This is a genomic window from Streptomyces sp. NBC_01433, from assembly GCF_026340105.1.
GTDB lineage: Bacteria > Actinomycetota > Actinomycetes > Streptomycetales > Streptomycetaceae > Streptomyces.
The window spans coordinates 4,422,987-4,446,600 of the sequence record NZ_JAPEPM010000001.1 but is presented as its reverse complement, the minus strand read 5'-3'; the positions used below and the strand labels follow the sequence as shown (position 1 = coordinate 4,446,600).

General features: G+C 69.1%; 20 protein-coding genes. 15 read left to right on the top strand and 5 right to left on the bottom strand.

The annotated features are described in order from the left end of the window. Nucleotides 1–6: 6 nt before the first annotated feature. Complete coding sequence (locus tag OG413_RS20005) at nt 7–2,334, bottom strand: acyl-CoA dehydrogenase (RefSeq protein ID WP_266807359.1); 2,328 nt, start codon at nt 2,332–2,334, stop codon at nt 7–9. Nucleotides 2,335–2,537: 203 nt separating this feature from the next. Here OG413_RS20005 and OG413_RS20000 point away from each other — a divergent pair, with 203 nt between their 5' ends. After that, the gene (locus OG413_RS20000; RefSeq protein WP_266807357.1) at nt 2,538–4,397 is read left to right on the top strand and encodes an MFS transporter; all 1,860 of its coding nucleotides are present in this window, start codon (nt 2,538–2,540) and stop codon (nt 4,395–4,397) included. On the opposite strand, the gene pepE is transcribed toward OG413_RS20000, so the two are convergent. Next, the gene (pepE, locus tag OG413_RS19995; protein ID WP_266807355.1) at nt 4,360–5,088 is read right to left on the bottom strand and encodes a dipeptidase PepE; all 729 of its coding nucleotides are present in this window, start codon (nt 5,086–5,088) and stop codon (nt 4,360–4,362) included. The genes OG413_RS20000 and pepE overlap by 38 nt on opposite strands. A gap of 35 nt (nt 5,089–5,123) precedes the next feature. Then, nucleotides 5,124–5,951, bottom strand: a complete 828-nt coding sequence (locus OG413_RS19990; RefSeq protein WP_266807353.1) for an IclR family transcriptional regulator — start codon at nt 5,949–5,951, stop codon at nt 5,124–5,126. A 149-nt stretch (nt 5,952–6,100) separates the two neighbouring features. Here OG413_RS19990 and OG413_RS19985 point away from each other — a divergent pair, with 149 nt between their 5' ends. The 8 genes from OG413_RS19985 to OG413_RS19950 all read left to right on the top strand — a co-directional run bounded on the left by OG413_RS19985 (nt 6,101) and on the right by OG413_RS19950 (nt 15,558). Then, nucleotides 6,101–7,054, top strand: a complete 954-nt coding sequence (locus OG413_RS19985) for a DUF1177 domain-containing protein (RefSeq protein WP_266807351.1) — start codon at nt 6,101–6,103, stop codon at nt 7,052–7,054. After that, a complete protein-coding gene (locus tag OG413_RS19980; protein WP_266807349.1) occupies nt 7,054–8,448 on the top strand; it encodes a cytosine permease in 1,395 nt (464 codons plus the stop codon). Before OG413_RS19985 ends, OG413_RS19980 begins: the two co-directional genes overlap by 1 nt. Further along, nucleotides 8,445–9,752 carry a M20/M25/M40 family metallo-hydrolase gene (locus tag OG413_RS19975; protein ID WP_266807348.1) on the top strand — a complete coding sequence of 436 codons (1,308 nt, stop codon included), beginning with the start codon at nt 8,445–8,447 and terminating at the stop codon, nt 9,750–9,752. Before OG413_RS19980 ends, OG413_RS19975 begins: the two co-directional genes overlap by 4 nt. Before the next feature lie 135 nt (nt 9,753–9,887). Continuing rightward, a complete protein-coding gene (locus OG413_RS19970) occupies nt 9,888–10,544 on the top strand; it encodes a class I SAM-dependent methyltransferase (protein WP_266807346.1) in 657 nt (218 codons plus the stop codon). Nucleotides 10,545–10,567: 23 nt separating this feature from the next. Then, nucleotides 10,568–11,509, top strand: coding sequence for an N-acetylmuramoyl-L-alanine amidase (locus OG413_RS19965; protein ID WP_266807344.1), 942 nt, complete (start codon nt 10,568–10,570; stop codon nt 11,507–11,509). Between the two features lie 176 nt (nt 11,510–11,685). Beyond that, nucleotides 11,686–12,519, top strand: coding sequence for a hypothetical protein (locus OG413_RS19960; protein ID WP_266807342.1), 834 nt, complete (start codon nt 11,686–11,688; stop codon nt 12,517–12,519). A 113-nt stretch (nt 12,520–12,632) separates the two neighbouring features. Continuing rightward, on the top strand, nt 12,633–13,643 hold the full coding sequence (locus OG413_RS19955; protein WP_266807340.1) for an LLM class F420-dependent oxidoreductase: 1,011 nt from the start codon (nt 12,633–12,635) through the stop codon (nt 13,641–13,643). 160 nt (nt 13,644–13,803) lie between these two features. Further along, entirely contained in the window at nt 13,804–15,558 is a 1,755-nt protein-coding gene (locus OG413_RS19950) for a recombinase family protein (RefSeq protein WP_266807338.1), read from the top strand. 867 nt (nt 15,559–16,425) lie between these two features. Here OG413_RS19950 and OG413_RS19945 read toward each other — a convergent pair. Both OG413_RS19945 and OG413_RS19940 read right to left on the bottom strand, forming a co-directional pair. Continuing rightward, on the bottom strand, nt 16,426–16,650 hold the full coding sequence (locus OG413_RS19945) for a superinfection immunity protein (RefSeq protein WP_266810260.1): 225 nt from the start codon (nt 16,648–16,650) through the stop codon (nt 16,426–16,428). Between the two features lie 77 nt (nt 16,651–16,727). Then, nucleotides 16,728–16,922 carry a hypothetical protein gene (locus OG413_RS19940; RefSeq protein ID WP_266810416.1) on the bottom strand — a complete coding sequence of 65 codons (195 nt, stop codon included), beginning with the start codon at nt 16,920–16,922 and terminating at the stop codon, nt 16,728–16,730. A 250-nt stretch (nt 16,923–17,172) separates the two neighbouring features. On the opposite strand from OG413_RS19940, the gene OG413_RS19935 reads away from it, so the two are divergent. The 6 genes from OG413_RS19935 to hemC all read left to right on the top strand — a co-directional run bounded on the left by OG413_RS19935 (nt 17,173) and on the right by hemC (nt 23,541). Beyond that, nucleotides 17,173–17,328: an HNH endonuclease gene (locus tag OG413_RS19935; RefSeq protein WP_266807336.1), complete on the top strand. Its 156-nt coding sequence runs from the start codon at nt 17,173–17,175 to the stop codon at nt 17,326–17,328. 1,572 nt (nt 17,329–18,900) lie between these two features. Further along, the gene (locus OG413_RS19930; RefSeq protein ID WP_266807335.1) at nt 18,901–19,170 is read left to right on the top strand and encodes a hypothetical protein; all 270 of its coding nucleotides are present in this window, start codon (nt 18,901–18,903) and stop codon (nt 19,168–19,170) included. Nucleotides 19,171–19,269: 99 nt separating this feature from the next. Then, nucleotides 19,270–20,442: a helix-turn-helix domain-containing protein gene (locus OG413_RS19925; RefSeq protein WP_266807334.1), complete on the top strand. Its 1,173-nt coding sequence runs from the start codon at nt 19,270–19,272 to the stop codon at nt 20,440–20,442. Between the two features lie 194 nt (nt 20,443–20,636). Further along, nucleotides 20,637–20,894: a hypothetical protein gene (locus tag OG413_RS19920; protein WP_266810258.1), complete on the top strand. Its 258-nt coding sequence runs from the start codon at nt 20,637–20,639 to the stop codon at nt 20,892–20,894. Between the two features lie 1,205 nt (nt 20,895–22,099). Then, nucleotides 22,100–22,576 carry an NUDIX hydrolase gene (locus tag OG413_RS19915; RefSeq protein WP_266807332.1) on the top strand — a complete coding sequence of 159 codons (477 nt, stop codon included), beginning with the start codon at nt 22,100–22,102 and terminating at the stop codon, nt 22,574–22,576. Nucleotides 22,577–22,596: 20 nt separating this feature from the next. Then, nucleotides 22,597–23,541: a hydroxymethylbilane synthase gene (gene hemC / locus OG413_RS19910; RefSeq protein WP_266807330.1), complete on the top strand. Its 945-nt coding sequence runs from the start codon at nt 22,597–22,599 to the stop codon at nt 23,539–23,541. Nucleotides 23,542–23,614 lie beyond the last annotated feature (73 nt).

Below are 23,614 nucleotides of genomic sequence, written 5' to 3'. Positions count from 1 at the left end.
TGCCCTTCAGTCCTTGGGGAGGCCGAGGATGCGCTCGGCGACGACATTGAGCTGGACCTGTGTGGTGCCGCCCGCGATGGTCAGACAGCGCGACATGAGGAATCCGTGCACGGCCCGTTCCGCGCCGTCCTCGGCGGTGGCGCCCGCCGGGCCGAGCAGTTCGAGGGTGAGTTCGGCGACCTTCTGCTGGTGGGTGGTCTGGACGAGTTTGCGTACGGAGGCTCCGGCGTCCGGCTCCTGTCCCGCGACCTGCTGGAGCGTGGTGCGCAGACCGATGCAGGCCAGCGCGTGGGCCTCCGCGGCGAGCGCGCCGACGCGGGCCCGGCCCGCCCCGTCGAGCTCGGCCGAGCGGGCGATCAGCGCTTCGAGTCCGGTGTCGAAGGTCATCTGGTCGGCCATGTGGACGCGTTCGTTGCCCAGGGTGTTGCGGGCGACGCGCCAGCCGTCGTCGACCTCCCCGACGACCGCGTCGGCGGGGAGCAGGACGTCGTCGAAGTACACCTCGTTGAACAGGGCGTCCCCGGTGATCTCCTTCAGTGGCCGGATGTCGATGCCCCGGGCGTTCTTCATGTCCACCAGGAAGTAGGTGAGGCCCCGGTGCTTGGGGGCGTCCGGGTCGGTCCGGGCCAGCAGGATGCCGTGGTGGGCCCACTGGGCGGCGCTCGTCCAGACCTTCTGTCCGGTGATGCGCCAGCCCTCGTCGGTCCGTACGGCCCTGGTGCGCAGCGCGGCGAGGTCGGACCCGGCGCCCGGTTCGGAAAAGAGCTGGCACCACAGGAGTTCGCCGCTCAGTGTGGGCGGCAGGTAGCGCTCCTGCTGCTCCCGCGTCCCGTACGCGATGAGGGAGGGCACCACCCAGGTGGCGATGCCGAGGTCGCTGAGCGTGATGCCTTGTTCCTTCAACTCCTGTTGCAGGGAGAGTTGTTGTACGGGGCCGGCGGCCAGGCCGTACGGGGCGGGCAGATGCGGGGCGGCGTATCCGGTGGGGGCGAGGGCGCGGCGGGCGTCACGGGGGGCGAGGCCCTGGGCGGCCGCCAGGTGTGCGCGCGCCTCGGCCCGGTGGCGGGCTGCCTCGGGGGGCAGTTCCAGGGCGAGTTCGCGGCGGGCACCGCCTTCGGCGAGCCGGACGGCCCGCAGCCGGTGGGTGTCCCCGGACCCGAGCAGCTGCCGGGCGACCACCGCGCGGCGCAGCTGGAGGTGGGCGTCGTGCTCCCAGGTGAAGCCGATGCCGCCGAGGATCTGGATGCAGTCCTTGGCGCAGCTGTACGCGGCGTCGAGCGCGGTGGCCGCGGCGAGGGCGGCGGCCAGTCCCCGTGCGCCGGGGCTCTCCCCGGCGGCGCGGGCGGCGTCCCAGGTCAGGGCGCGGGCCTGTTCGAGGCGGACGAGCATGTCGGCGCAGAGGTGCTTGACGCCCTGGAACTGGCCGATGGGGCGGCCGAACTGTTCGCGGACCTTGGCGTGTTCGGCGGCGGTCGCCAGGGACCGGGCGGCGCTTCCGCAGGCGTCGGCGGCGAACAGGACGGCGGCGAGGTCGCGGACGAGCGCGGAGTCGGCGGGCACGGAGCGGTGCGCCGGGACGCGTACGGCCTCGGCCCGGATCCCGGCGGTGGTGCGGGTCGGGTCGACGCCCCGGTGCGGGCGTACGGTCAGTCCGTCCGTGGCGGCGTCGACGGCGAACCAGCGGATGCCGTCGGCGGTGGTGGCGGGGAGCAGCAGCAGATCGGCCTCGGCGCCGGAGAGTACGGGCGGTGCCGTGCCGTCGAGGAGGTGGCCGTCCCCGTCCGCGACGGCGGTGAGGGTGCCGGGGGTGAGGGCGAGCGCGCCGACGCGGGTGCCGGTGGCGAGGGCGCGCACGAGTTCCCGCACCGATTCCGGCGCCGCCGAACCGCCGGACTCCTCCCCGGACTCCTCCTGCGGCTCCTCCCCCGCCCGCTCTCCCGCCCGCTCCCGCGCCTCGGGCACCTCTGCGGACGCCACCTGATCCCCCGCCCCGGGCGCCACCCCGGGCACCGCATCGCGCACCGCCCCGAACAGCACCGCGGACGTCAGCGCGCTCGCCAGGTACGGCCCCGGCAGGGAGCCGTGGGCGGCCTCTTCGAGGACGACGGCGAGGTCGAGGAGTCCGCCTCCCCCACCCCCGTACTCCTCGGGCAGATGGACGCCGGGGAGGCCCTGTTCGACGAGCCTCGCCCAGTGGGCCGGGCGTGCGCCGGGGACCGGAGGGGCTCCCTCGTCGAGGATCTTGCGGATCTCCCCGGGCGGCACGGCACGGGCCAGCCACCCCCGTACGGCCTGCGCCAAGGCGTGATGTTCTTCGGTGATTCCGATGCCCATTGCGGATCCTCGCCGGTCGCAGCCACTGGAACGGCGCAAGAGTAGAACACGTTCCAATATGACGGAAGGTCAGAACACCGGCCGTTTCGAGCCGTGTCCCGTTCGCGCCCCGTTCACCGGAATACCGCGCCCGTACGAAAGCGTTCAAGATGCACACACTTGGGGGGAGCCCGGGTGAAGGATGCTGCCCGGAGGCCACACGAATGCGACGGACGACGAACGAACAGCACGCCGGGGAACTCCCCGATCCAGGCAAGGAGCGTGCGGGCGGCATCGTCCCCGTACTCGCGTTCGCCGGTATCACCGTCGCGGTGATGCAGACCCTGCTCGTCCCCGTCATCAAGGACCTGCCCGTCCTGCTGGACACCGACCCGTCCAACGCCACCTGGGTGATGACGGCGACGCTCCTCGCGGGAGCCGTCTCCACCCCGATCATGGGCCGGCTCGGCGACCTCTACGGCAAGCGCCGGATGCTGCTGGTCAGCCTCGCCGTCATGGTGATCGGCTCCCTCATATGCGCCTCCACCGACGACCTCGTCGTGATGATCGTCGGACGCGCCCTCCAGGGCTTCGCGATGGGCGCCATCCCGCTCGGCATCGGCATCATGCGCGACGAGCTGCCGCGTGAGCGGCTCGGCTCGGCGATGGCGCTGATGAGCTCCTCGGTCGGGGTGGGCGGCGGACTCGCCCTGCCCGCCTCCGCGCTCGTCGCCCAGCACGCCGACTGGCACGCCCTGTTCCTCGGCGCGGCCGGACTCGGGGTGCTCGCCATGGCGCTCACCGTCCGCTTCGTGCCCGAGCCCCCGCTGCGCGCCCCCGGACGCTTCGACCACATCGGCGCGCTCGGGCTCTCGCTCGGGCTCGTCTGCCTCCTGCTGCCCATCACCAAGGGCAGCGACTGGGGCTGGACCTCGGGCCCCACGCTCGGACTGATCGCCACGTCCCTGGTGATCCTGTTGCTGTGGGGCCTGTTCGAGCTGCGCAGCCCCGCGCCACTGGTCGATCTGCGGACCACCGCACGGCGCGAGGTGCTGCTCACCAACCTCGCCTCGATCATGGTCGGCGTCGCCTTCTACGCGGTCTCGCTCGTCCTGCCGCAGCTGCTCCAGCTGCCCGCGTCGACCGGCTACGGGCTGGGGCAGTCGATGGTCGTCGCCGGGCTGTGCGTGGCACCGCTGGGTCTGACGATGATGTTCGTCGCCCCGCTGTACGCGCGGCTGTCCGCCCGCCGCGGCCCCAAGGTGTCCCTGATGCTCGGCATGCTGATCATCGCGATCGGCTACGGCGCCGGGCTCGGCCTGATGAGTGCCGCCTGGCAGACCGTGGTGATCTCGGTGATGCTCGGGGCCGGGATCGGGCTCGCCTACTCCTCGCTGCCCGCGCTGATCATCGGGGCCGTCGACCCGTCCGAGACGGGCGCGGCCAACGGTCTGAACACCCTGATGCGCTCGATCGGCACCTCGGTGTCGAGTGCGGTGATCGGCATGGTGCTGGCGAACACGTCGGTACGGATGGGCCCGGCGGAAGTCCCCTCCATGGAGGGCTTCCGGATCTCGTTCCTGATCGCCACGGGTGCCGTGCTGATCGGTCTGGTGCTGGCCGCGTTCCTGCCCTCGCAGCGGGCGGCGACACGTCCGGTGCTGCTGGCGAGCAGCGCGGACGACGCGCAGACCGCACAGCCCGCACCCGCCTCGCACGCCACCGCCGGACCGGCCGCGACGACCGGCTCCGCTCCGGCCCCCGGCCCGGCCTCGGTGCTCGTCGCCGGTTCGGGCGGCTTCCACGGCCGGGTGCTGGGCACGGACGGGGCGCCGGTGGTGCGCGCCAATGTGACGCTGATCGACACCAGGGGCCGGCAGGCCGGGCTCACCGTCGCGGACGACGAGGGCAGGTACGCCCTGGCTGCCGAGCCCGGTGGCCGCTATGTGCTGGCGGCCACGGCCACCGGGTACGCGCCGCGCGCCTGCCCGGTGGCGTCCCCGGCGACCGGCCGCCCCGAGAAGACCGATCTCGTCCTGAGCGCGGTCAGCGCACCGGAGCGTCGAACCGCGGCGCTGTCGTGAGCAGCCGGGACACGTCGGACCCCGGCAGGAGCTCCTGAGGCTCGGCAGCGCGGGTGAACAGCCGGGCGGGGCGGGCGCCCTGGACATGGGCCCGGCGCCCGTCGACGCGGAGCCAGGAACCCTCGCGCAGCCCGAGCACGGGTACGTCGTTCTCCTCCAGGAATTCGGTGAGCCGCTCCTCGCGGGTCTCGCCCTTGTGGGTGCTGGCCGGGTCCGGGTCCAGATAGTGCGGGTTGATCTGGAACGGGACCAGGCCCAGCGTCTCGAAGGACGGCGGCTGCACGATGGGCATGTCGTTGGACGTGCGCAGGGTCGGGGCGGCCATGTTGGTCCCGGCGCTGGCGCCCATGTACGGCAGCCCGCCCCGTACCGCGTCGCGCACGGCCTCGCGCAGACCGGTGCGGTAGAGGACGCTGAGCAGCCGGAAGGAGTTGCCGCCGCCGATGAACACGGCGTCGGACGCGGCGAGTTCGGCGCCCGGGTCGGCGTTCTCGTGGACGCCGCGCACGATGATGCCGGACGGCTCCAGGGCCTCGCGGACCCGGGCGGTGTACGCGGTGTAGTCGGCGAGCGCGTACGGGACGAAGGCGAGTCGCGCGTTCGTGGGGAGGAACGCGGTGACGGTGTCCAGGGCGTGTTCCAGGTAACCGCAGCCGTACTGGGTGGAGTTGGAGAGCAGAAGCAGATTCACGGGGTTCCTCGGGTACGTCGGGCACATCGGGTCGGTCAGGTGGTGCGGGGCCGCCGGGCGCGGGACTTCGGCCGCTGCGGCGGGTGGGTGAGGCGTTGCTCCAGCAGCTGGGCCGCGTGGCGCAGCGCGTCGAGCCGGTCCTCGGGCGCCCCCTGGAACCGGTCCTCCCCGCCACCGAGACTGAGACTCCCGTACGGCTCGCGCCCCAGGAACACCGGTACGGCGACGGTGGCGATCCCGGTGTCGTACTCGCCGACCGTCCAGGCGTAGCCCTGGGCCCGGATCTTCATGAACTCCTTTTCCAGCAGTTCCGGTTCGGTGACCGTGCGGTCCGTGAAGCGTGCCATGGGACGGCCCCGGAAGAGCCGGTGGCGCTGCTCGTCGGGCAGATAGGCGTAGTACGACTTGCTGGTCGCCCCCGCGTGCGCCGGGTAGAGCTCGCCGACCAGCGGGTAGTAGCGCAGCGGCCCGGTCTCGCCCTCCTCGGCGGCCACGCAGCGCATGTGGAAGCTGTCCGGAAGGCAGAACAGGACCGTGTCGCCGGTGGTCCGGCGCAGTTCCTCCAGGACCGGACCGGCCAGCAGCTCCAGTGAGCCCGAGCGCTCCCAGAGCCGGCCGAGCCGCAGTACGGCGGGGCCGATGCGGTAGCGGCGGGTGGCCGGGTCGGAGACCAGGAAGCCCCGGCCCGCCAGGGTGGCGAGCAGCCGCTGGGCGACGGAGGTGTCCCAGCCGAACTCCTCGGCGACCTCGGTGACGCCCCAGTCGGGTCTGGTGCGCTCGAAGGCGAGCAGCACCAGGAGTGCCCGGTCGACGGTTTGCAGCGCCCCGGCGGGCTTACGCCGGTCCAGATCGAATTCGGCCATCGTCATCTCACCATTCAGACCGGAATTGCAAATAACGGGAAACAGTTGCGCTCAACGCTATCCGATCCCGAATGTTGCCTCACCACCCCGCCCCGCGCTCTCCCCCGTCGAGCGTCGGGCGGGTGTCAGGATCAGGAGAAAGGCCCCCCATGTTGAAGTACGTACTGGACATCGTCGAGCTTCTGGACGATCCCCAGGTCAATGGCAAGACGGTCGTCGAATACCTCGACGCCGCAGCGGGGGCCGAGGGCTCGTCCGCACAGGTCACCACCGTCACGGGTGACCAGGGCTCGACGGACTTCGTGCTCGTCCGCATCCCCGGCTCCCGCGGCCGGACGTCGGGCGGCAGCGCCCGCACCCTCGGTGTGGTGGGCCGGCTCGGCGGTATCGGCGCCCGGCCCGAGGTGACCGGTCTGGTCTCCGACGCCGACGGCGCGGCCGCCGCCATCGCCACGGCGGCCAAGCTGCTCGACATGCGCCGTCGCGGCGACGCGCTGCCCGGTGACGTGATCGTCGCCACCCACATCTGCCCGAACGCGCCGACCGAGCCGCACGACCCGGTGCCGTTCATGGGCTCGCCCGTGGACATCGCCACGATGAACCGGCACGAGGTGACCGCCGACATGGAGGCCGTGCTCTCCATCGACACCACCAAGGGCAACCGGATCATCAACCACAAGGGCCTGGCCCTGTCGCCCACCGTCAAGGAGGGCTGGGTGCTCCGGGTCAGCGAGCAGCTCGGCGAGCTGCTGGCCGTGGTGACCGGTGAGCCGTTGGTCACATACCCGGTGACCACGCAGGACATCACGCCGTACGGTAACGGTGCACACCACATCAATTCGATTCTCCAGCCCGCCACCGCGACCGCCGCTCCGGTCGTCGGTCTCGCGGTCACCTCGGCCGCCGCGGTACCGGGCTGCCAGACGGGCGCGAGTCACGAGAGCGACATCGCGTCCGCCGCCCGCTACGCCGTGGAAGTCGCCAAGGGCTTCGGCGCCGGGAACCTGGACTTCCACGACGCGGTGGAGTTCGACAACCTCGTCAACCGCTACGGGTCGCTGGCTCACCTCCAGACCCTCGGCCGCATCCCCCAGGAGTCCTGATGGCATCCGCCCCCCAGGCCGGCGCCACGGCCCCCGAGGCCAAGAGCATCGGCAGCGACGACTACTCGCTCTCGCGGGTCCCGCGCGACAAGCGCTTCGGCTTCTGGTCCATGCTCCTGCAGTGGCTGGCCCAGTCCGGCTCGATCTCCCAGTTCACGCTGGGCGCCACCATCGGCGTCGGCATGACCTTCGGGGATGCCTTCCTCGCCTTCACGCTCGGCGCGGTGATCCTGGAGATCGTGATCTTCGCGATCGGTCTGGCCGGCATGCGCGAGGGTCTGGCGACCCCGATGCTCACCCGTTGGGCGGGCTTCGGCCGCAACGGTTCGGCACTGGTCAGCTTCGTCATCGCGGTCAGCCTCGTCGGCTGGTTCGGCGTCCAGAACACGATCTTCGGCAACAGCGTCTCGGCGCTGGTCGGCGGACCGTCCTGGATGTGGTGCGTGATCGCGGGCGTCGCCATCACGGCCCTGGTGATCTTCGGCTTCAAGTACATGGCCCTGTTCGCCAAGATCGTCACCCCGCTGTTCTTCGGGATGGTCGCCTGGTCGATCATCACGACGCTCAACGACCACTCGATCAGCGACCTGATCAACTCGCCGCCGCCCGGCGAAACGATTCCTCTCGCCGTCGCCGCCACCGCCATCGCGGGCGGCTACATGACCGGCGCCATCGTCTCCCCGGAGATGACCCGCTACAACCGCAAGGGCTCGCACGTCTTCGTGCAGAGCGCCTCCTCGATGATCCTCTCCGAGTACATCGTGGGCATGGTCGGTGTGCTGCTCGGCCATCTGGTGAAGTCCAGCGACGTGTCGCACATCGTGCTCTCCACCTCGGGCGCCTTCGGTGTGATCGTGGTCCTGATGTCCACCGCGAAGATCAACGACTGGAACCTGTACGGCTCCTCGCTCGGCGTCGTCAACTTCTTCCAGGTCGTCTTCCGCAAGCGGCTGCACCGCGGCGCCGTCACCATCGTCCTCGGCATCGTCGGCACGCTCCTGTCCGCGGTCGGCATCATGACCCACTTCACGGAGTTCCTCTCCCTGCTGGGCGTGATGATCCCGCCGATCGGCGGCATCATCGTCGCCGAGTACTGGGTCGTGAAGCGGATGCGCAAGCCGCTGGACGACACCCGCGAGGCCGAGACCCTGCCGCGCACCTCGCCCACCTGGGTGCCGATGTCCCTGGTCATCTGGGTCGTGGCGTTCTGTGTCGGCAAGTTCTACGACGGCGGCATCCCGGCCCTCAACTCGCTGGCCACCGCCTTCCTGCTCTACTGCGTCCTCGGCCTGCTGGGCTGGGTCAAGCCGTACGGCACCTCCACCCTGGACGACGAGGACGGCAGCAGCCCCGCCCCCGCAGCCCGTGAGACCACTGCGGCAGGAGCAGCATGACCCTCACCCCCGCCTCCGAGCAGGCCCAGACCGAGGTCGTGGACCTCTGCGCCGAACTGATCCGGTTCGACACCTCCAACCCGACCAGCGACGAGCGCGCCGCCGCCGACTGGGTGGTGGGCCGCCTCGCCGAGGTGGGCATCGCATCCGAACTGGTCGAGTCCGCCCCGGGCCGGGCCAGCGTCATCGCCCGGATCGCCGGGGGCGACCCCACCCGCGGCGCCCTGCTGGTCCACGGCCACCTGGACGTCGTACCCGCCGACGCCTCCGAGTGGCAGGTGCCGCCGTTCTCGGGCGAGATCCGCGACGGCTACCTCTGGGGCCGGGGCGCGATCGACATGAAGGACACGGTGGCGGTCATGCTCGCCACCGCCCGGCACTTCGCCCGCACCGGCACGAAGCCGGCCCGCGACGTGGTGCTCGCCTTCCTCGCCGACGAGGAGGCGGGCGGCAAGTTCGGCGCCCACTGGCTGGTCGAGCACCGCCCGGACCTCTTCTCCGGGGTCACCGAGGCGATCGGCGAGGGCGGCGGCTTCTCCTTCGCCATCGACGACACGCGCCGGCTGTACCCGATCGAGAACGCCCAGCGCGGCATGGCCTGGATGGAGCTCACCGCGAACGGCCGGGCCGGCCACGGCTCGTCGCCCAACGACGAGAACGCGGTCACCGACCTCGCCGAGTCCCTCACCCGGATCGGCCGCGAGACCTTCCCGATCCGGCTGATCGAACCGGTCCGCGCCCTGCTGGAGGAGGCCGCCCGGCTCTACGGCGTCGAGTTCGACGAGAACGACATCGAGTCCGGCCTGGCCAGGCTGGGCCCGGTCGCGGACTTCATGCAGGTGGTGCTCCGCAACTCGGCGAACCCCACCATGTTCAACGCCGGCTACCAGACCAATGTCGTCCCCGGGAAGGCCACCGCCCGCGTCGACGGCCGCTTCCTCCCCGGTCACGAGCAGGAACTGATCGACACGATCGACAGGCTCCTGCTGCCCTCCGTCAGCCGTGAGTGGGTCAACCACGACATCGCGATGGAGACGACGTTCGACGGCCCGCTGGTCGACGCGATGTGTGACGCCGTCCGCGCCGAGGACCCGGACGGCCACCCCGTCCCGTACTGCAACCCGGGGGGCACCGACGCCAAGGCGTTCACCCACCTGGGCATCCGCTGCTTCGGCTTCAAGGGCCTGAAGCTCCCGCACGACCTGGACTACGGCCGCCTCTTCCACGGCGTGGACGAGCGCGTCCCGCTGGAGGGCCTGCGCTTCGGCGTCCGCGTCATGACCCGACTCTGGCAGAGCTGCTGACCCGAGCACGCAGCTCCGCCGGGGGCCGCCCGGACCCGGGCTCACCCCACGTACGCCCCCGCCGATCCCTTCGGCGGGGGCGTACGGCACGATGGGGCGCCGTTCCGCACCCCGCCGTCCCCCCAGGAGGAACCCGTGGCCGCCGAGTCCGCAGCCGGGCCCAAGCCGGAGATTCTCGCCGCGTTCGAGGCCGCCAAGGGCTTCATGCCGGTACACGAGGGGCTCGCCCTGTACGCGGCCGCCGCCGAGGCCGCCGCGCTCGGGCTGCCGCTGCTGGAGGTCGGGACGTACTGCGGGCGGTCCACGATCCTGCTCGCCGACGCCGCCCGCGCGGCCGGTGTGACGGCGCTCACCGTCGACCATCACCGCGGCAGCGAGGAGCAGCAGCCCGGCTGGGAGTACCACGATCCGACCGTGGTGGACCCGGAGGTCGGGCGGATGGACACCCTGCCGGCCTTCCGGCGCACCCTGCACCGGGCCGGTCTCGAGGAGCACGTGGTGGCGCTCGTGGGGCGCTCCCCGCAGGTCGCGGCCGTCTGGGGCGGAAAGCTCGGCCTCGTCTTCATCGACGGCGGGCACACCGACGAGCACGCGAGCGGCGACTACGAGGGCTGGGCCCCGCATGTCGCGCCGGGCGGGCTGCTCGTCATCCACGACGTGTTCCCCGACCCGGCCGACGGCGGACAGGCCCCGTACCGGATCCATCAGCGGGCACTGGCCTCCGGGGCGTTCGCCGAGGTGTCGGTGACGGACTCGCTCCGTGTCCTGCGGCGCACCGGAACGGGGATCTGAGCCGCCCCGATAGCATCGCCCGCGTGCCGTACGACGACAGCGTTCCCCCCACCCGCCGCGCCCGGCCCCTGCTCGCCGCCGCCGCGCTGGCCTCCCTCTGCCTGACCCTCGCCGGATGCGGAGGAGGTGGCGGAGGCGACGACGGGGCGGCCCCCGCGCAGCCGCGTCCGGGCTCCGGCGCCGACACGTCCGCACCGCTCTCCCCGTCCGCCCCGGTGTCGCCGTCCGCGTCGAAGAGCCCCAAGCCGAAGCCGGCCACGTCCTCGGCGTCCGCGAAGCCCCTGCCGAAGGGGCCGCTCACCGGCCGGACCGTGGTGATCGACCCGGGGCACAATCCGCGCAACCGCGAGCACACCCGGGAGATCGGCCGCCAGGTGAACATCGGCACCGGCACCAAGGAGTGCGACACCACCGGCACCTCCACCAACGCGGGTTACGCGGAAGCCCTGTTCACCCTCGATGTGTCGCACCGGCTGCGCGACCTGCTCGAAGCGCGGGGGGCGAAGGTGGAACTCACGTACGACAACGACCGCCCGTTCGGCCCGTGCGTCGACGAACGGGCCCGGATCGGCAACGAGGCCGGGGCCGACGCGGTGGTCTCGGTGCACGCCGACGGTTCGGCGGTGGGCAATCGCGGCTTCCATGTGATTCTTCCGGCCCTTGTCCGGGGCGGCGCGGCGGACACCTCGAAGATCGTCGAACATTCGGCCGATCTCGGCGCCCGGATCGCGGGCAACTTCCTCCGGACCACCGGAACTGCGCCTTCCAATTACATCGGCGGCAATACCGGCCTGGACACCCGTAAGGATCTCGGCGGACTGAATTTGTCGACCGTGCCCAAAGTCTTCATCGAATGCGGCAATATGCGTGATCCGAAGGACGCCGCCCTGCTCACCAGCGGCAGTTGGCGCCAGAAGGCCGCCCAGGGCCTGGCCGACGGCATCACCGGCTACCTCAAGGGGTAGTCCTGGGGGGAATTTGGGGGGATAGCCGACCAGGCTCCGGTCCGGGGCACAACCGGGCCGGGCAGACGATAGATTCATCCGTACGATGGGGAGCCGCCCCCGAGCTTCGTGCCGTACCCGCCGCAACGGCGGCAGCGACGACCGCCCCGACGAGACGACCGACTAAGGACCTTCACGTGAATATCCGCTCCCTCACTCGAGGCGACGGCGTGGTGATCGGAGCAGCGGTCGTGCTGTTCATCGCCTCATTCCTCGACCTCTCCGGCTACGACTGCCCGCGGGGCGTCGACTGCTCCCAGTACAGCGCGAACGCCTGGGACTCGCTCTCGCTCCTGATGAGCATCTTCCTGGCCGGTGTCATCGGTGCGGCGCTGCTGATCGTCGGTCGCGCCACTCCGGGCCGCAAGGTCGCGGGTCTCGATCTGGCCCCGTTCGGTGCCGCGTTCTGCGTCTTCGCGCTGTGGAGCGCGTTCTGGACGACCATCGACGCCAATGACGCGGGTGCGGGCATGATCCTCGGGCTGCTGGCGGCCATCGTGCTGGCGGCCGGTGCGGTCGCCGGTCCGCTCGTCCCCGCGCTCAAGGCGCCGCTCGCCGGTGCGCCGCGTCCCGCGCAGGCCGTCCAGTCGCCGTACGGTGCCCAGCCCGGCCAGGGTTACGGCTACCCCGGTGCCCAGCAGCCGCCGTACGGCGCGCAGCCGGGTCAGCCCCAGCCGTACGGTGCGCAGCCGCAGCCCGGTCAGCCCGACGCGGCCCAGCCGCAGGCCGCGCAGGCGCAGCAGGCTCCGCAGGGCGGCGGCGGTCCGGCCGCCGACTTCACCCCGTTCTGGTTCGCCGTTCCGGTGGCCCGTCCGCTGTACGGCGAGGACGGTTCGCCGAACCCGATCGCCGAACTGGCTCCGGGCACCTGGTACCTCGCGGTGGAGCAGCGCGGTCCGGGCCTGATCGCCCAGACGCAGGACGGCCGTCGTGGCGTCCTCCAGGACACCACGGGCATCCAGCGCGGCTGACGTCCGCGCACGACCCCGCGGCCCCTCGCCCTTCCGGGCGGGGGGCCGTTGTCGTACAGTCCCTCAGGCGCCAACAATCTGACGCATCGTCACATACCGTCGGAGGGACCGGAATGCGGCTCGGACTCGCTCTCGGATACTGGGGCCGCGGCCCGGATCCCGGCCATCTCGCCCTGGTCCGGGAGGCCGAGGATCTCGGCTACGACTCGGTGTGGACGGCGGAGGCGTGGGGTTCGGACGCCTTCACCCCGCTGACCTGGATCGCCGCCCACACCTCCCGTATCCGGCTGGGCACGGCCATCGCGCAGATGGCGGCCCGCACGCCCACCGCGACCGCCATGCACGCGCTGACCCTGGACCACCTCTCCGGCGGCCGGATGATGCTCGGGCTCGGGCTCTCGGGGCCGCAGGTGGTGGAGGGGTGGTACGGCCGCCCGTTCCCGAAGAGCCCGCTGACGGCCACCCGCGAGTACGTCGATGTGATCCGCCAGGTCCTGGCGCGCGAGGCCCCCGTCGAACTCGACGGGCGCTTCCACTCCCACCCGTACACCGGGCCGGACGGCACCGGACTCGGCAGACCGCTGAAGCCGATCACCCATCCGCTGCGCGCCTCCCTGCCCGTACTGCTCGGCGCGGAGGGGCCGAGGAACATCGCCCAGACGACCCAGATCGCGGACGGCTGGCTGCCGCTGTACTGGTCACCGCTGCGCACCGACGTGTACGCGGCCTCGCTGACCGGGCTCCGCGACGACTTCATGATCGCGCCGATGGCGCGGGCGCGGCTCTGCGACGACGTCGCGGAGGGGCTGCTGCCGGTGAAGGCAATGCTCGGCTTCTACATCGGCGGGATGGGGCACGCGGCGCGCAACTTCCATGCCGACCTGATGGCCCGGATGGGCTTCGAGGAGGAGGCCCGGCACATCCAGCACCTGTTCCTCCAGGGCCGCAGGCAGGAGGCGGTCGCCGCGGTGCCCGACGCCTTCGCCGATGAGATCTCGCTCGTCGGGCCGCGCCAACGCATCAAAGAACGGCTGGAGTTGTGGCGCAAGGGGCCGGTCACCGACCTCCTGGTCACGGCTCCGGACCCGGCCACCCTGCGCGTGCTGGCCGAACTCAACGGCTGAGCGCCCCCGCACGGCTCATCCGAACGATGAGCGCTCCAGCCAGAAGTCCAGCAGTTCCGCGTCTCCCAACACTCAGAACTAGACGTTCTGGAGTGTCGGCATGATGGCATCAACGCTGGTCAGGGACGGTAGCGGGAACCCTTCGCTCTCCCCTGGGGGTATGGACACAACCCCGCAGCACCGAAACCCCCTCGCGGGCACGGTCTACACCGAGACCCTTCGGGGCGTGCGGTGTGTCCGTCTGTCCGTCCTGACCGACGAGACCACCAGCCCGGAGCGTCAGCGCGGGGCCGACGACAGGGTGGCGGCAGAACTCAACATCGACTTTGGGTCCGGTGACGCGCTCCGCGAGGCCGTAGACCTTGATGTGAGCGCGTCCACGTTCGGCCCGTTCGACCGTCCGCAGCTCGGCGGGTGGCTCGCCCGACCCGACGAGTACGACGCGCTTGTCCGGTGGCGCTTTGACCGCGCTATCCGGTCGATGGCGCACATGCACGAGCTTGCGAAGTGGGCCCGTGACCACCGAAAGATGTTGGTCTTTGCCGAGGGCATCGGCGGGGGCAAGTTGGTCTTTGACTTCCGCAACCCCATGGACCCCATGGCCGAGTTCCAAATGATGATGCTCGCCTTTGCGGCACAGGTGGAGTCGCAGAGCATCAAGGACCGTGTTACCGGGGCCATGGCAGCCATCCGCCGAATGCCGCTCCGGTGGCGTGGTGGCGGTCGCCCCCCGTACGGCTACATGCCCGCCCCCATGCCCGCAGAGTTCGGCGGTGTCGGCTGGACGCTCGTACCCGACCCGGACGCCGTAACGATCATCGAGCGCATCGTACGAGAGCTGTTGGAAGGCAAGACCGTCTCAGCAATCGCCGCGGGGCTCAACGTGGACCAGAAGGCGAGCCCACGCGATCACTTGGCCGTGAAGATGCAGCGCACCAAGGGCGGTAAGACCGGCGGGGCCAAGGGGGCGCCTACCGCGTGTGAGGTCTTCAAATGGACCCCCTCTGTCATCAGGCAGATACTCCGGAACGAAACGCTCATCGGTTGGAAGATGCATCAAGCCAGGCCCGTCAGGGACGCACAGGGCAACCCCATCATGCACACGGAACAGCCCATCATGACCCGCGAGGAGTTTGACAGCATCGGCGCAACTCTCGACTCCCGCAGCGTCGCAAACCCGGACCGGAAGGACACAAACGCTCTGTTGTTGCGAGTGATCCACTGCGGCTCGTGTGGGGGCCGTATGTACCTGAACAAGGGGCCGCACAAGCAGGCACCCGTCTACAAGTGCAGCGCTCACAGCCGGGGCGAGATCTGCGAGGCTCCCGCGAACATCCGGGGGGACTGGGTTGATGAGTACGTATCCGTCGAGTTCCTGCGGCTGGTCGGGCCCGTCCAAACGACGCACGTTGTCGAGATTCCGGGCTATGACCCCGAGCCCGAGCTACGCGCCACGCTCGCCGAGTTCAACGAGCACCAGCAACAGAAGGGGCGGCAGAAGTCCCGGCACGCTGCCGCTGCGTGGCAGGAACGCGCGGATGCGCTGGATAACCGGATAGCCGACCTGGAGTCCCGCGAGAAGCGCGACGCACAACGCATCGTCACCCCGACCGGCCGCACGTTCGCGCATGAGTGGGCCGAGAAGGACACGGCAGGTCGGCGAGCGATGCTGAATGAAGCGGGGGTACGTCTCGACGTGCGGCGCGGTGTCCGTGGCGGGTGGCGCAAGCTCGACGTCCGGCGCGTCACGTTCACCATGTCCGGTGAGCTGGACCCCGCCGCGGAAGCCCTCGCAGGAGAGGCAACGGCGCTTGAGTCGGTAGCGCGCGGAGACGAGCCGACCGAGGGCGCGAGCGTGCGCCTAGTCGAGCCCGTCAAGGCTGCCGAGCCGGTCCGCGAGCTGGTGACCGCGTAGGGCCCCGATAGGCTCACTGGACCCCTTACCGACATGGAGAGTGCGGGGTAGGGCTGGTGCCTTACAGGCTCGTCCTGGGATGGAGTACGACCAGACCGACCGGCCCCGGTAGTCCCTCACGGACCGCCGGGGCTTTCTGCTGCCCGCACACGGACGCATGGACCTCTCGCCGGCTCGCCCTCGGGCGGGGCTGCCCCACAGCGGAGAGCGAAGGGTGTTGAGAGTGACGACTTTCAGCATTTTTTGGAACCCATAGAAAAAGTAGTAGAGAAGAGAAACCGGGGTCACAGCCGACACCGCAACACCGGTATGGCCACGGGCAACCCTCGCTCTCCCTTACAGCTCGGAAGGGGGACCGGAGACGGCCCCGCACAGCCCCGCGGGGCTCGGGAAACCTCTGCTCTCCCTTCCATTCCGAGAGAGGAACGGTCACCCGCTCGCCCACGGGGCGGACGGGAAACCACCGCTCTCCCTTAAGACCGAGAGCGAGAACAGCCCGACCGTCTGAAAGGGCGCGGGAAACGTCCGCTCTCCCGATGATTCCGAGAGCGGGACTACCGCGCACCCACCCAACGGGGCATCGGGCGGACAGAGTGCCCGTTCTCGGAACAAGCGTTGCCCGTGCACCACGCACCCCGGAAGGGGTGGCCGCAGGAGTCGTGAGGCAACGCTAAACCGGGGACCGCACCGCCCACCAGTAACCGCCCTGACGGGGCGCTGACCGGGGTTGTAAGCGCGTGCGGTCCCCAAGTCGTCCGGACTCATCTATGAGCGCCAGGACGACACCATGCCCGCTGACCCAACGGCTAGAGGTGCGCCGTAACCAATCGGCAGAGTTCCCCGGTTCGAGTCCGGGGGCGGGCACGCCTAGTTGGTAGCGCGCGGCAACTGGCTTCTTGCGGCCATCGCCAGCGCGACAATCCACCCGATAACAGTCCACCCGAGTAGCAGATTGATCACGAGAACCGATCCGCGATTCGGTACGTTCCGGGTGAAAGCGACAATCGCTGGTATGAAATAGGCGATAACTAGAAGTATGCCAACGACTATTGCAATGGGCCCCGCACCATCACCAAACACTGTCGCCTCCATAAGGCGCTGAGTTTCCAATAGTTCCGGATGACACATCATCTCGAATTTTCGCCAGGTGTACAGATGCTGCCCAACGGCTAGAGGTGCGCCGTACCCAATCGGCAGAGTTCCGGGGTTCGAGTCCTCGGGCGGGCGCAGACCAACCGGAGCCTGATCCGGATGATGACTTCCTTGAACGTCGTGGTCTTCGGACGGTTCCACCTGCCGACATCGAGCGCCAGGACGACGAGCAACCTCATGCCCTTGGGCACGCTGCCCATGGGTCCAGGCATGTTGCCTATCAGGATGCTCGCCCTCGGACCAGGCCGACAACAACACAAGGGGACGCACATGCGCTGTATCGACTGCACCGAGCCCGCCACACAGCGCGGACGCTGCACCACACACCACGCGCAGTACGAGGGACGGGCCAGTGTCCGTACCCGCCGTGCACGGAGCCGCGGACGGGCGAACCGGTCCGATGCTGCTGCCCGACTCCGGCGGACCGTGCAGGAACGGGGCTCGGCGTGGTGCGACTGGTGCTTGAACGACTTCCCCGCGGACGGGGTGGACGTGGACCATGTGCGTCCGCTGTCCCGTGGCGGTGAGGACGTGGACGGGAATGTGCAGGTGCTGTGCCACGGGTGCCACGGGCTCAAGACCGCAACCGAGTTCGGCGGTGCCCGTGTGGTGGCTTAGCGAGGCGTACGACCACGGCCCCGAGGACATGGAACGGCTCGCCGCTGTAGCTGCTGTTCTTGCTGCTGCACCGCTCCGCAACATGCTGGCGGTGAGTACGGCCGAGGACCCACCGACATTCCCTTGGGGAAGGACGACAGGTCGTAATTCGTCCCATGCAGCCGCTGTCACCGGGACGTGAGCCACGCGGCAAGGCCGCTTCCTGTGGCCGTGGCAAGGGCAGCCACCAGCCAGCCGGGGACGCGCTGGATCGTCAAGTGCAGCCCGCCGCAGCGGAGTTCGAACTGTGGGGGGCGATGTTCAATGCGTGTCGCTCGACTCATGACAGCAGTTCAGCACGTTTTGCGCAGCGCACGCCATGAAAGCCCACCAAGCCCACCAAGCGCAGCAGGTATTCCGAACTGGGTTATTGACAACTCGACACCTGGGAACCAGCTCGCTCATTCGAGCACGTGGAGGTGTCCTAGTGCCCCGCCGACCCCGCCCCCCCGTGCTCTGTCCCTGGGCGCCCCGAGCTGAACACGGGTGGCCACTGTTCCGTCCATCAGTGGGGAGCGACGACACCTGAAGGTGGCGAGAGGGCACTACTGCTGCACTGGCGCCCTTCCAGAACTCCATGTGGGTGTCGAGAGGTCCCATGCGGGTATCGAAAGGCCCCATGCGGGCGCTAAGAAGGCCCTTCAATTCGACTATTTGCGTACCCAGGAGGTGTCCGCTAGTTTCTCAACCATGGAGCTATCGACCGGCGTTCCGGCGACTGGAATCTTAGCTGTAATTGCGGCCGTGATGATAACGGCCGTTGCGCATCCGAATCCAGAAATAGGACTGCGGGCATTAATGGCCTTGCGTGCGATGTTTGGAGGTGGAAGCGGGTAATTTCCTCCATGCAATTTTGAGCCCCGGTTATGGAAGCCGGGGCTTTTTCATGCAAGTTCCCAAAAGGTGACCCCCGTGCCCCGTAGACCCCGCCCCCCTTGCAGCATCCCCGGATGCCCCGAGCTGACAGCAGCCGGTGGACGTTGCCCGAAGCACACCAGGGAAGCGAACGCGGATCGGGCGTCGCGTGGCGGTGCTGTCTACACCACGCGTTGGCAGCGCATCCGTAAGGCGTACCTGTACGCGAACCCTTGGTGTGTGCTGTGCGGTCGCGCGGCGAACGTGGCGGACCATTTCCCGTTGAGTCGCCGTGAGTTGATCTCGCGGGCGATCCGAATCCGGATGCGGCGAAGCATCTTCGTCCGCTGTGCGTCGCGTGCCACAACGGCGAGACCGCACGCAATCAGCCGGGCGGGTTCGCTGCGGAAGCTCGTTCACGCCGTGAATCGGCCGAGCGTCCGCCGTTCTGACCAGGGGGCGACCCCCTTCCCCTCTCGCTGCTGAGCGGCAGGGAGGCAAAAAGATCGCGCCGCAGCTACCGCCCTTTGCGCGGGGCTCTGCGCTGCCCACAAACCGCCTTACGACCCATGGGAGGGGTGAGGGAATGGCAGACCCGACGCGTAAGACACCGCCGTTGCAGGTGATCCGCGAGGGGAACCCCGGCAAGCGCCCCGGCACGGTCTTGGCGCTGGTCGCATGACCGCCACTGATAGCCGGCGACGACGTTTCGTGGACGGCTACGACGAACGCCAGGACGCTGCCGCTGTGGCCTTCCGGCTCGCTCCTGTGCTTGTCCGTGCTCGCCTCGCGGGGCGGTTCGGAGTGTCCGTGCACCGCATCCCCGTGTCCCGCAGTAGCCAGGGGTGGGGCGTGTACCTGACGGACCGCGAGCCCGACCAGGACCCGCCCGCCGTGATCAGCTTCAGTGCCCTTGCGCGCCCCGAGTCGCACCACCGGGCAGCGTGACCAGCAGCCCCGCCATGTCTCCTGTCCGGGAGCATGGCGGGGCTACTTCCGTTTCCCCTCTTCGCTAAGGAACGACCCCTTGGGTCGTACCCTGGAGCCATGACTGATGCGGGGAAGAAAGTCAAGCAGGCCCGCAAGCTAAGCGGGCTCACGCAAAGAGAGTTGGCCGATCACTCCGGGGTTTCGGTCTCTACGATCCGAAAGCTCGAACAAGGGGAGCGTAACGGGGCGCGCATGGAGACGCTGCGGGCCCTCGCGCTGGTGCTACGGGTCCCCACCATGTCCCTTGTTGCGGAACCTTCCGAGGACGGGCCGACTCCCGGCACGCAGGAAGTATGGAGCCCCGTGCGGGAGGCGCTGACGCGCCCACTCGCCGTAGACAGTGAAGAAGCCCCCACGCTGGAAGGCGTCGCCGACTCCGTGGCCGCGGCGATCCCCTTGTACCGCGCGCATCGCTTCGGTGAACTCGCAACTGTGCTGCCACATCTGATCTGCGACTCGGAAGCGCTCGGTTCCGAAGGACGAGCCGAACGCCTCCGCGTGCTGCAACTGACTGCCGGTGCTCTGACGCATACACGGCAGTTCGACATGGCGGAGACTGTCTTGCGGCGCGCGCTGGACGATGCGACGGACCGAATGGTGACCGCCGCGACGATCAATACGCTGTGCTGGCTCCTCATGCGGCAAGGCCGACTCGATGAAGCCTTGCGCACGGCTGTGCACTGGGCGGACGAGCTAGAACCGCGTATTAGCCGCGCGACTCCTGCCGAGCTGTCAGCCTGGGGCCTGCTTCTGCTGAACGTTTCCGCCGCAGCGATCAGAAACAACCAGCCCGGCGCTGCAACCGACGCTCTGAAATTCGCTGCCAGTGCAGCAACGGCCCTCGGTAGGGAGACCCGCCCCGAGCACGAGCAGATGCGAACGTTCGGGCCCATCTCTGTACGGATGAAGACCGTAGAAGACGCGTTGGTCCGAGACCAGCCTGACCGTGCGTTGCGTCTCGCGGCGTCGCTGTCCAAGACGCCGAGGTCTACTACGGTCCCTTCCGCGAGTGTCCGCGCTCGGCATGGGCTCGATGTGGCAAGCGCGTACGCGCGGCTTGGGCAGTTCACCGAAGCATTTGGGAAACTGGCTGAGATCCAAGTTGCGTCGCCTGAGTGGTTCCCCAATCAGAGCCCGGCTCGGGACGTACTCCGAACGGTGGTAGCGGGACGCCGAACGTTGACACCGGAGATGCGCAGCATGGCTCAAACGCTGCAACTCGTGGTCTAGCGGGGGTACTTCGGAACTTCGAGTAGTTAAAGTGCCACAGACAGCTTTGGCGGCTCGGTTCTAGCGTCGATGCATGACCCGTCGAAGCCCGGCCGATCGTGCCCGGCGACGCGCACTAGTGGATGCCGCCGCCGGTCTGTGGCCTACCTCTCCGTACCCCTACAACACCCTTGGGCACCTCCCCGGAAGTGTGCCTGAGACCTCCGCCCCCAAATGCGGGGTATGCAGTGACTGAGTCCCCGCAAGTTGGTGCGTTGCTGGTGGACACCAGCCGCAAAGACCGCGTCGGCGAGTTCTGCGGGGTTGCCGGCCCGTACTGGGCGCTGCGCCCGGTCCGGGGCGGGACCGAGTGGGATGCCAAGCCCGAGCATGTCCGTCCCGCGAACCGCATAGAGCGGCTGCGGGCCGAGACCGCGCGGTGCAACGCCCGGAGTGAGGGGCGGATTCTGTGACCACCCCTCCCGCACTCTTGCCCATGCGCCCCATCCTGCGGCAACGCGGAGCGGACCCCGCGCCCCGTCAGCCTGACGTTCCCTACGTTGCGGAGATCACCGCGACGACCGGACGGAAAGCGGTCTCGCTCGGCGGGGTCACGGTTTCTACTCGCCGCCTCGCACTCCGTTGGCTCCGCAGGCAGGCACTACGCCTCGCGGACAGCCACGGCTACGACGTACCCCCCGAGGCCGCTTGGCTCTGTGCAAAACATGCCCGATCAGTGGCCTTTCACAGCTCTGACGCCCCGGAAGCACTCCGGGCATGGGCAGACGACCAGGCCCGACAAGACCAGTCAATAGCGCGGCTGGAAGCCGGATATACCGACGTGCTCACCGTGGCCGACCCTGCCGTTGGTCTGCGGGTGACGCTCACCGTGTGGCCCGTCCGGTCAAGCCGCGCCGTGGGCGACTAGCCCCCTAAAGCCCCCGCCCCGGTCGCGTGACAAGTGGTCCCCCACGGGGCGACCGGGGCGGGCTCCACACGCACACAAGACTCACGAGGACGCACCTTGCCGATCACACCCACTCCCGCTTGCACGGGAATTCAGGACTGCCCGCACTGCAACCTCTGTGACGGCACCAAGCCCGGCTGCCCGTACGCGCCGAAAGCGGTCCCGCCCGTTGAGAGCGTCCGTCCGGCGCGCGGGTCCCTGTCGCCGCAGTAACCCCCAAGCCCCCGCCCGGCTGTCCCTTGTCGTGGGGACGGTGGCAGCCGGGCGGGCCCACCACACATCCAAGGAACACACAGTTGCTCCGTCGCTCAAGATCCGAAGTAAAGGCCGCACGGGTTGTGGTGCTGCTGCACTGGGACGACGTGGTCCAGGCATACCGCAATGGTGCGTCGATGCGGAATCTGTGCCGCACGTGGCAGGTGACACCGGTCTGGCTTGGCAAGCTCTTCGACGACCGGGGAGAGCCCCGCCGCGATGCGTCGGCCGCTGACGCCATTGCCCGTAGCCGACGCTTCCCTCCGACCCGTTCCTGACCGCGAGACCGCCCCTAAGACTTCCGCCCCGCTGCATAGGTCCGGTGTAGACGGACCGTGACTCGCTCTGCGGCGGGGTGGAGCCCCGCGCCGGTCGGCTGCCTTATTCAGAGAGGGGGCAGTCGGCCGGTCCACACCACTCCGACAAGAGCCCCGTATAGGGGAGGAGACTTCACCAGTGCCCACTACGACCGCCACGGGCCACCCGGTCACGGCCTACGCACTGATCACCGATCCGGACGAACGGCTGCTGACAGTCCGCAGCAAGCAGGCCGCAAAGTGGCACCTGCCTGGCGGCATTGTGGAATCGGGCGAGTCGCCCCGTGAGGCAGCGTGCCGAGAAGTCCGCGAAGAGCTGGGCTTGACCGCCGACATTCGCGAAACCGATCTCTTCGCAGTGGAGTGGATAGAGGCCCGGACTCCGGGAGCACGCGCACGACTCGTGTTCCTGTTCGCGGGGCCCGTGCTGGATGGCGACGACTCGGCACGTATCGCGCTACAGCGCACAGAGCTGGACGCGTGGCGCTGGACGCAGCGGGAGGAGTTCCCGACCTTGCTGCACCCCGCCGTAGCCCGGCGGATCGTGAACCCGTTACAGCTTCCCGGAGGGTCTACCTACCGGGAACACCGAAACGAAGGGACAACATCACGGTGACAGCGTTTCCTGATCGTGTGATGCGCATCGGCACCCGAAGCTCACCGATGGCCCGTGCACAGACGGACCAGGTTGCCGAACTGCTCCGGAAACATGAGCCCGAACTGAAAGTTGAAGTCGTGCCCGTCACGACCGAGGCGGACACGTGGCAAGGAGATCTTGCAGCCCTCGGGGGCAAAGGACTGTTCACGAAACAGATCGACATCATGTTGCAGCGCGGCGAAGTCGATATGGCCGTGCACTGCGTCAAGGATGTGCCCGGTGACGTGCCCCTGCCCGAGGGGTTGATCTTCGCCGCCTACCTGCCGCGTGACGACGTGCACGACGTGCTGTTGTTCCCCGAGGGCGACGCACGCCAGACACTTGCCGACTTGCCCCCTGGTGCCTCCGTAGCAACGTCCGCGGTCCGACGCAAGGCACAGATCCTGTGTGTGCGCCCTGATCTGAATGTGATCCGAATCCGGGGCATGGTCGGCACGCGCGTGGACAAGCTCGACGGCAAGAAGCCGATGGATGCCAAGCTGGACGCCATGGTTCTGGCATCGTCCGGACTCGCGCGTATCGGACTCAGCCACCGCGCCCGCCAAAGGTTCTCCGCTACCGAGATCCTTCCTGCCGTGGGGGCCGGTGTTCTCGGGCTTCAGTGTCGGCGAGACGACCACGAGGTAGCGGCACTTGTCGAACGGCTGAACGACGAGAAGACCATGCGGGAAGTCACCGCAGAACGCGTGATGCTTCATGGTCTGCGCGGGCACTGCAATTCGCCGATTGCGGGGTACTGCATCACCGAGCCGGACGGGCAACTCAGCTTGCGCGGAATGGTCTTCTCGCGAGACGGCAGCAAGTTCGTGCACTCGCAGTTCTGGGGCGAGAGCCGGAATGACCCCGCCGTGCTTGGGTCGCGGGTGTGTGCCGAGCTGTTGCGTCAAGGGGCGCGCGACATCATCGCGGGGATTCCGCACTGACACGCCGTGCGTGATCATCGCGACCGATAGACCCCGTCCGCGTATTCGGTCCCTGAATCCGGATGCGCGGACG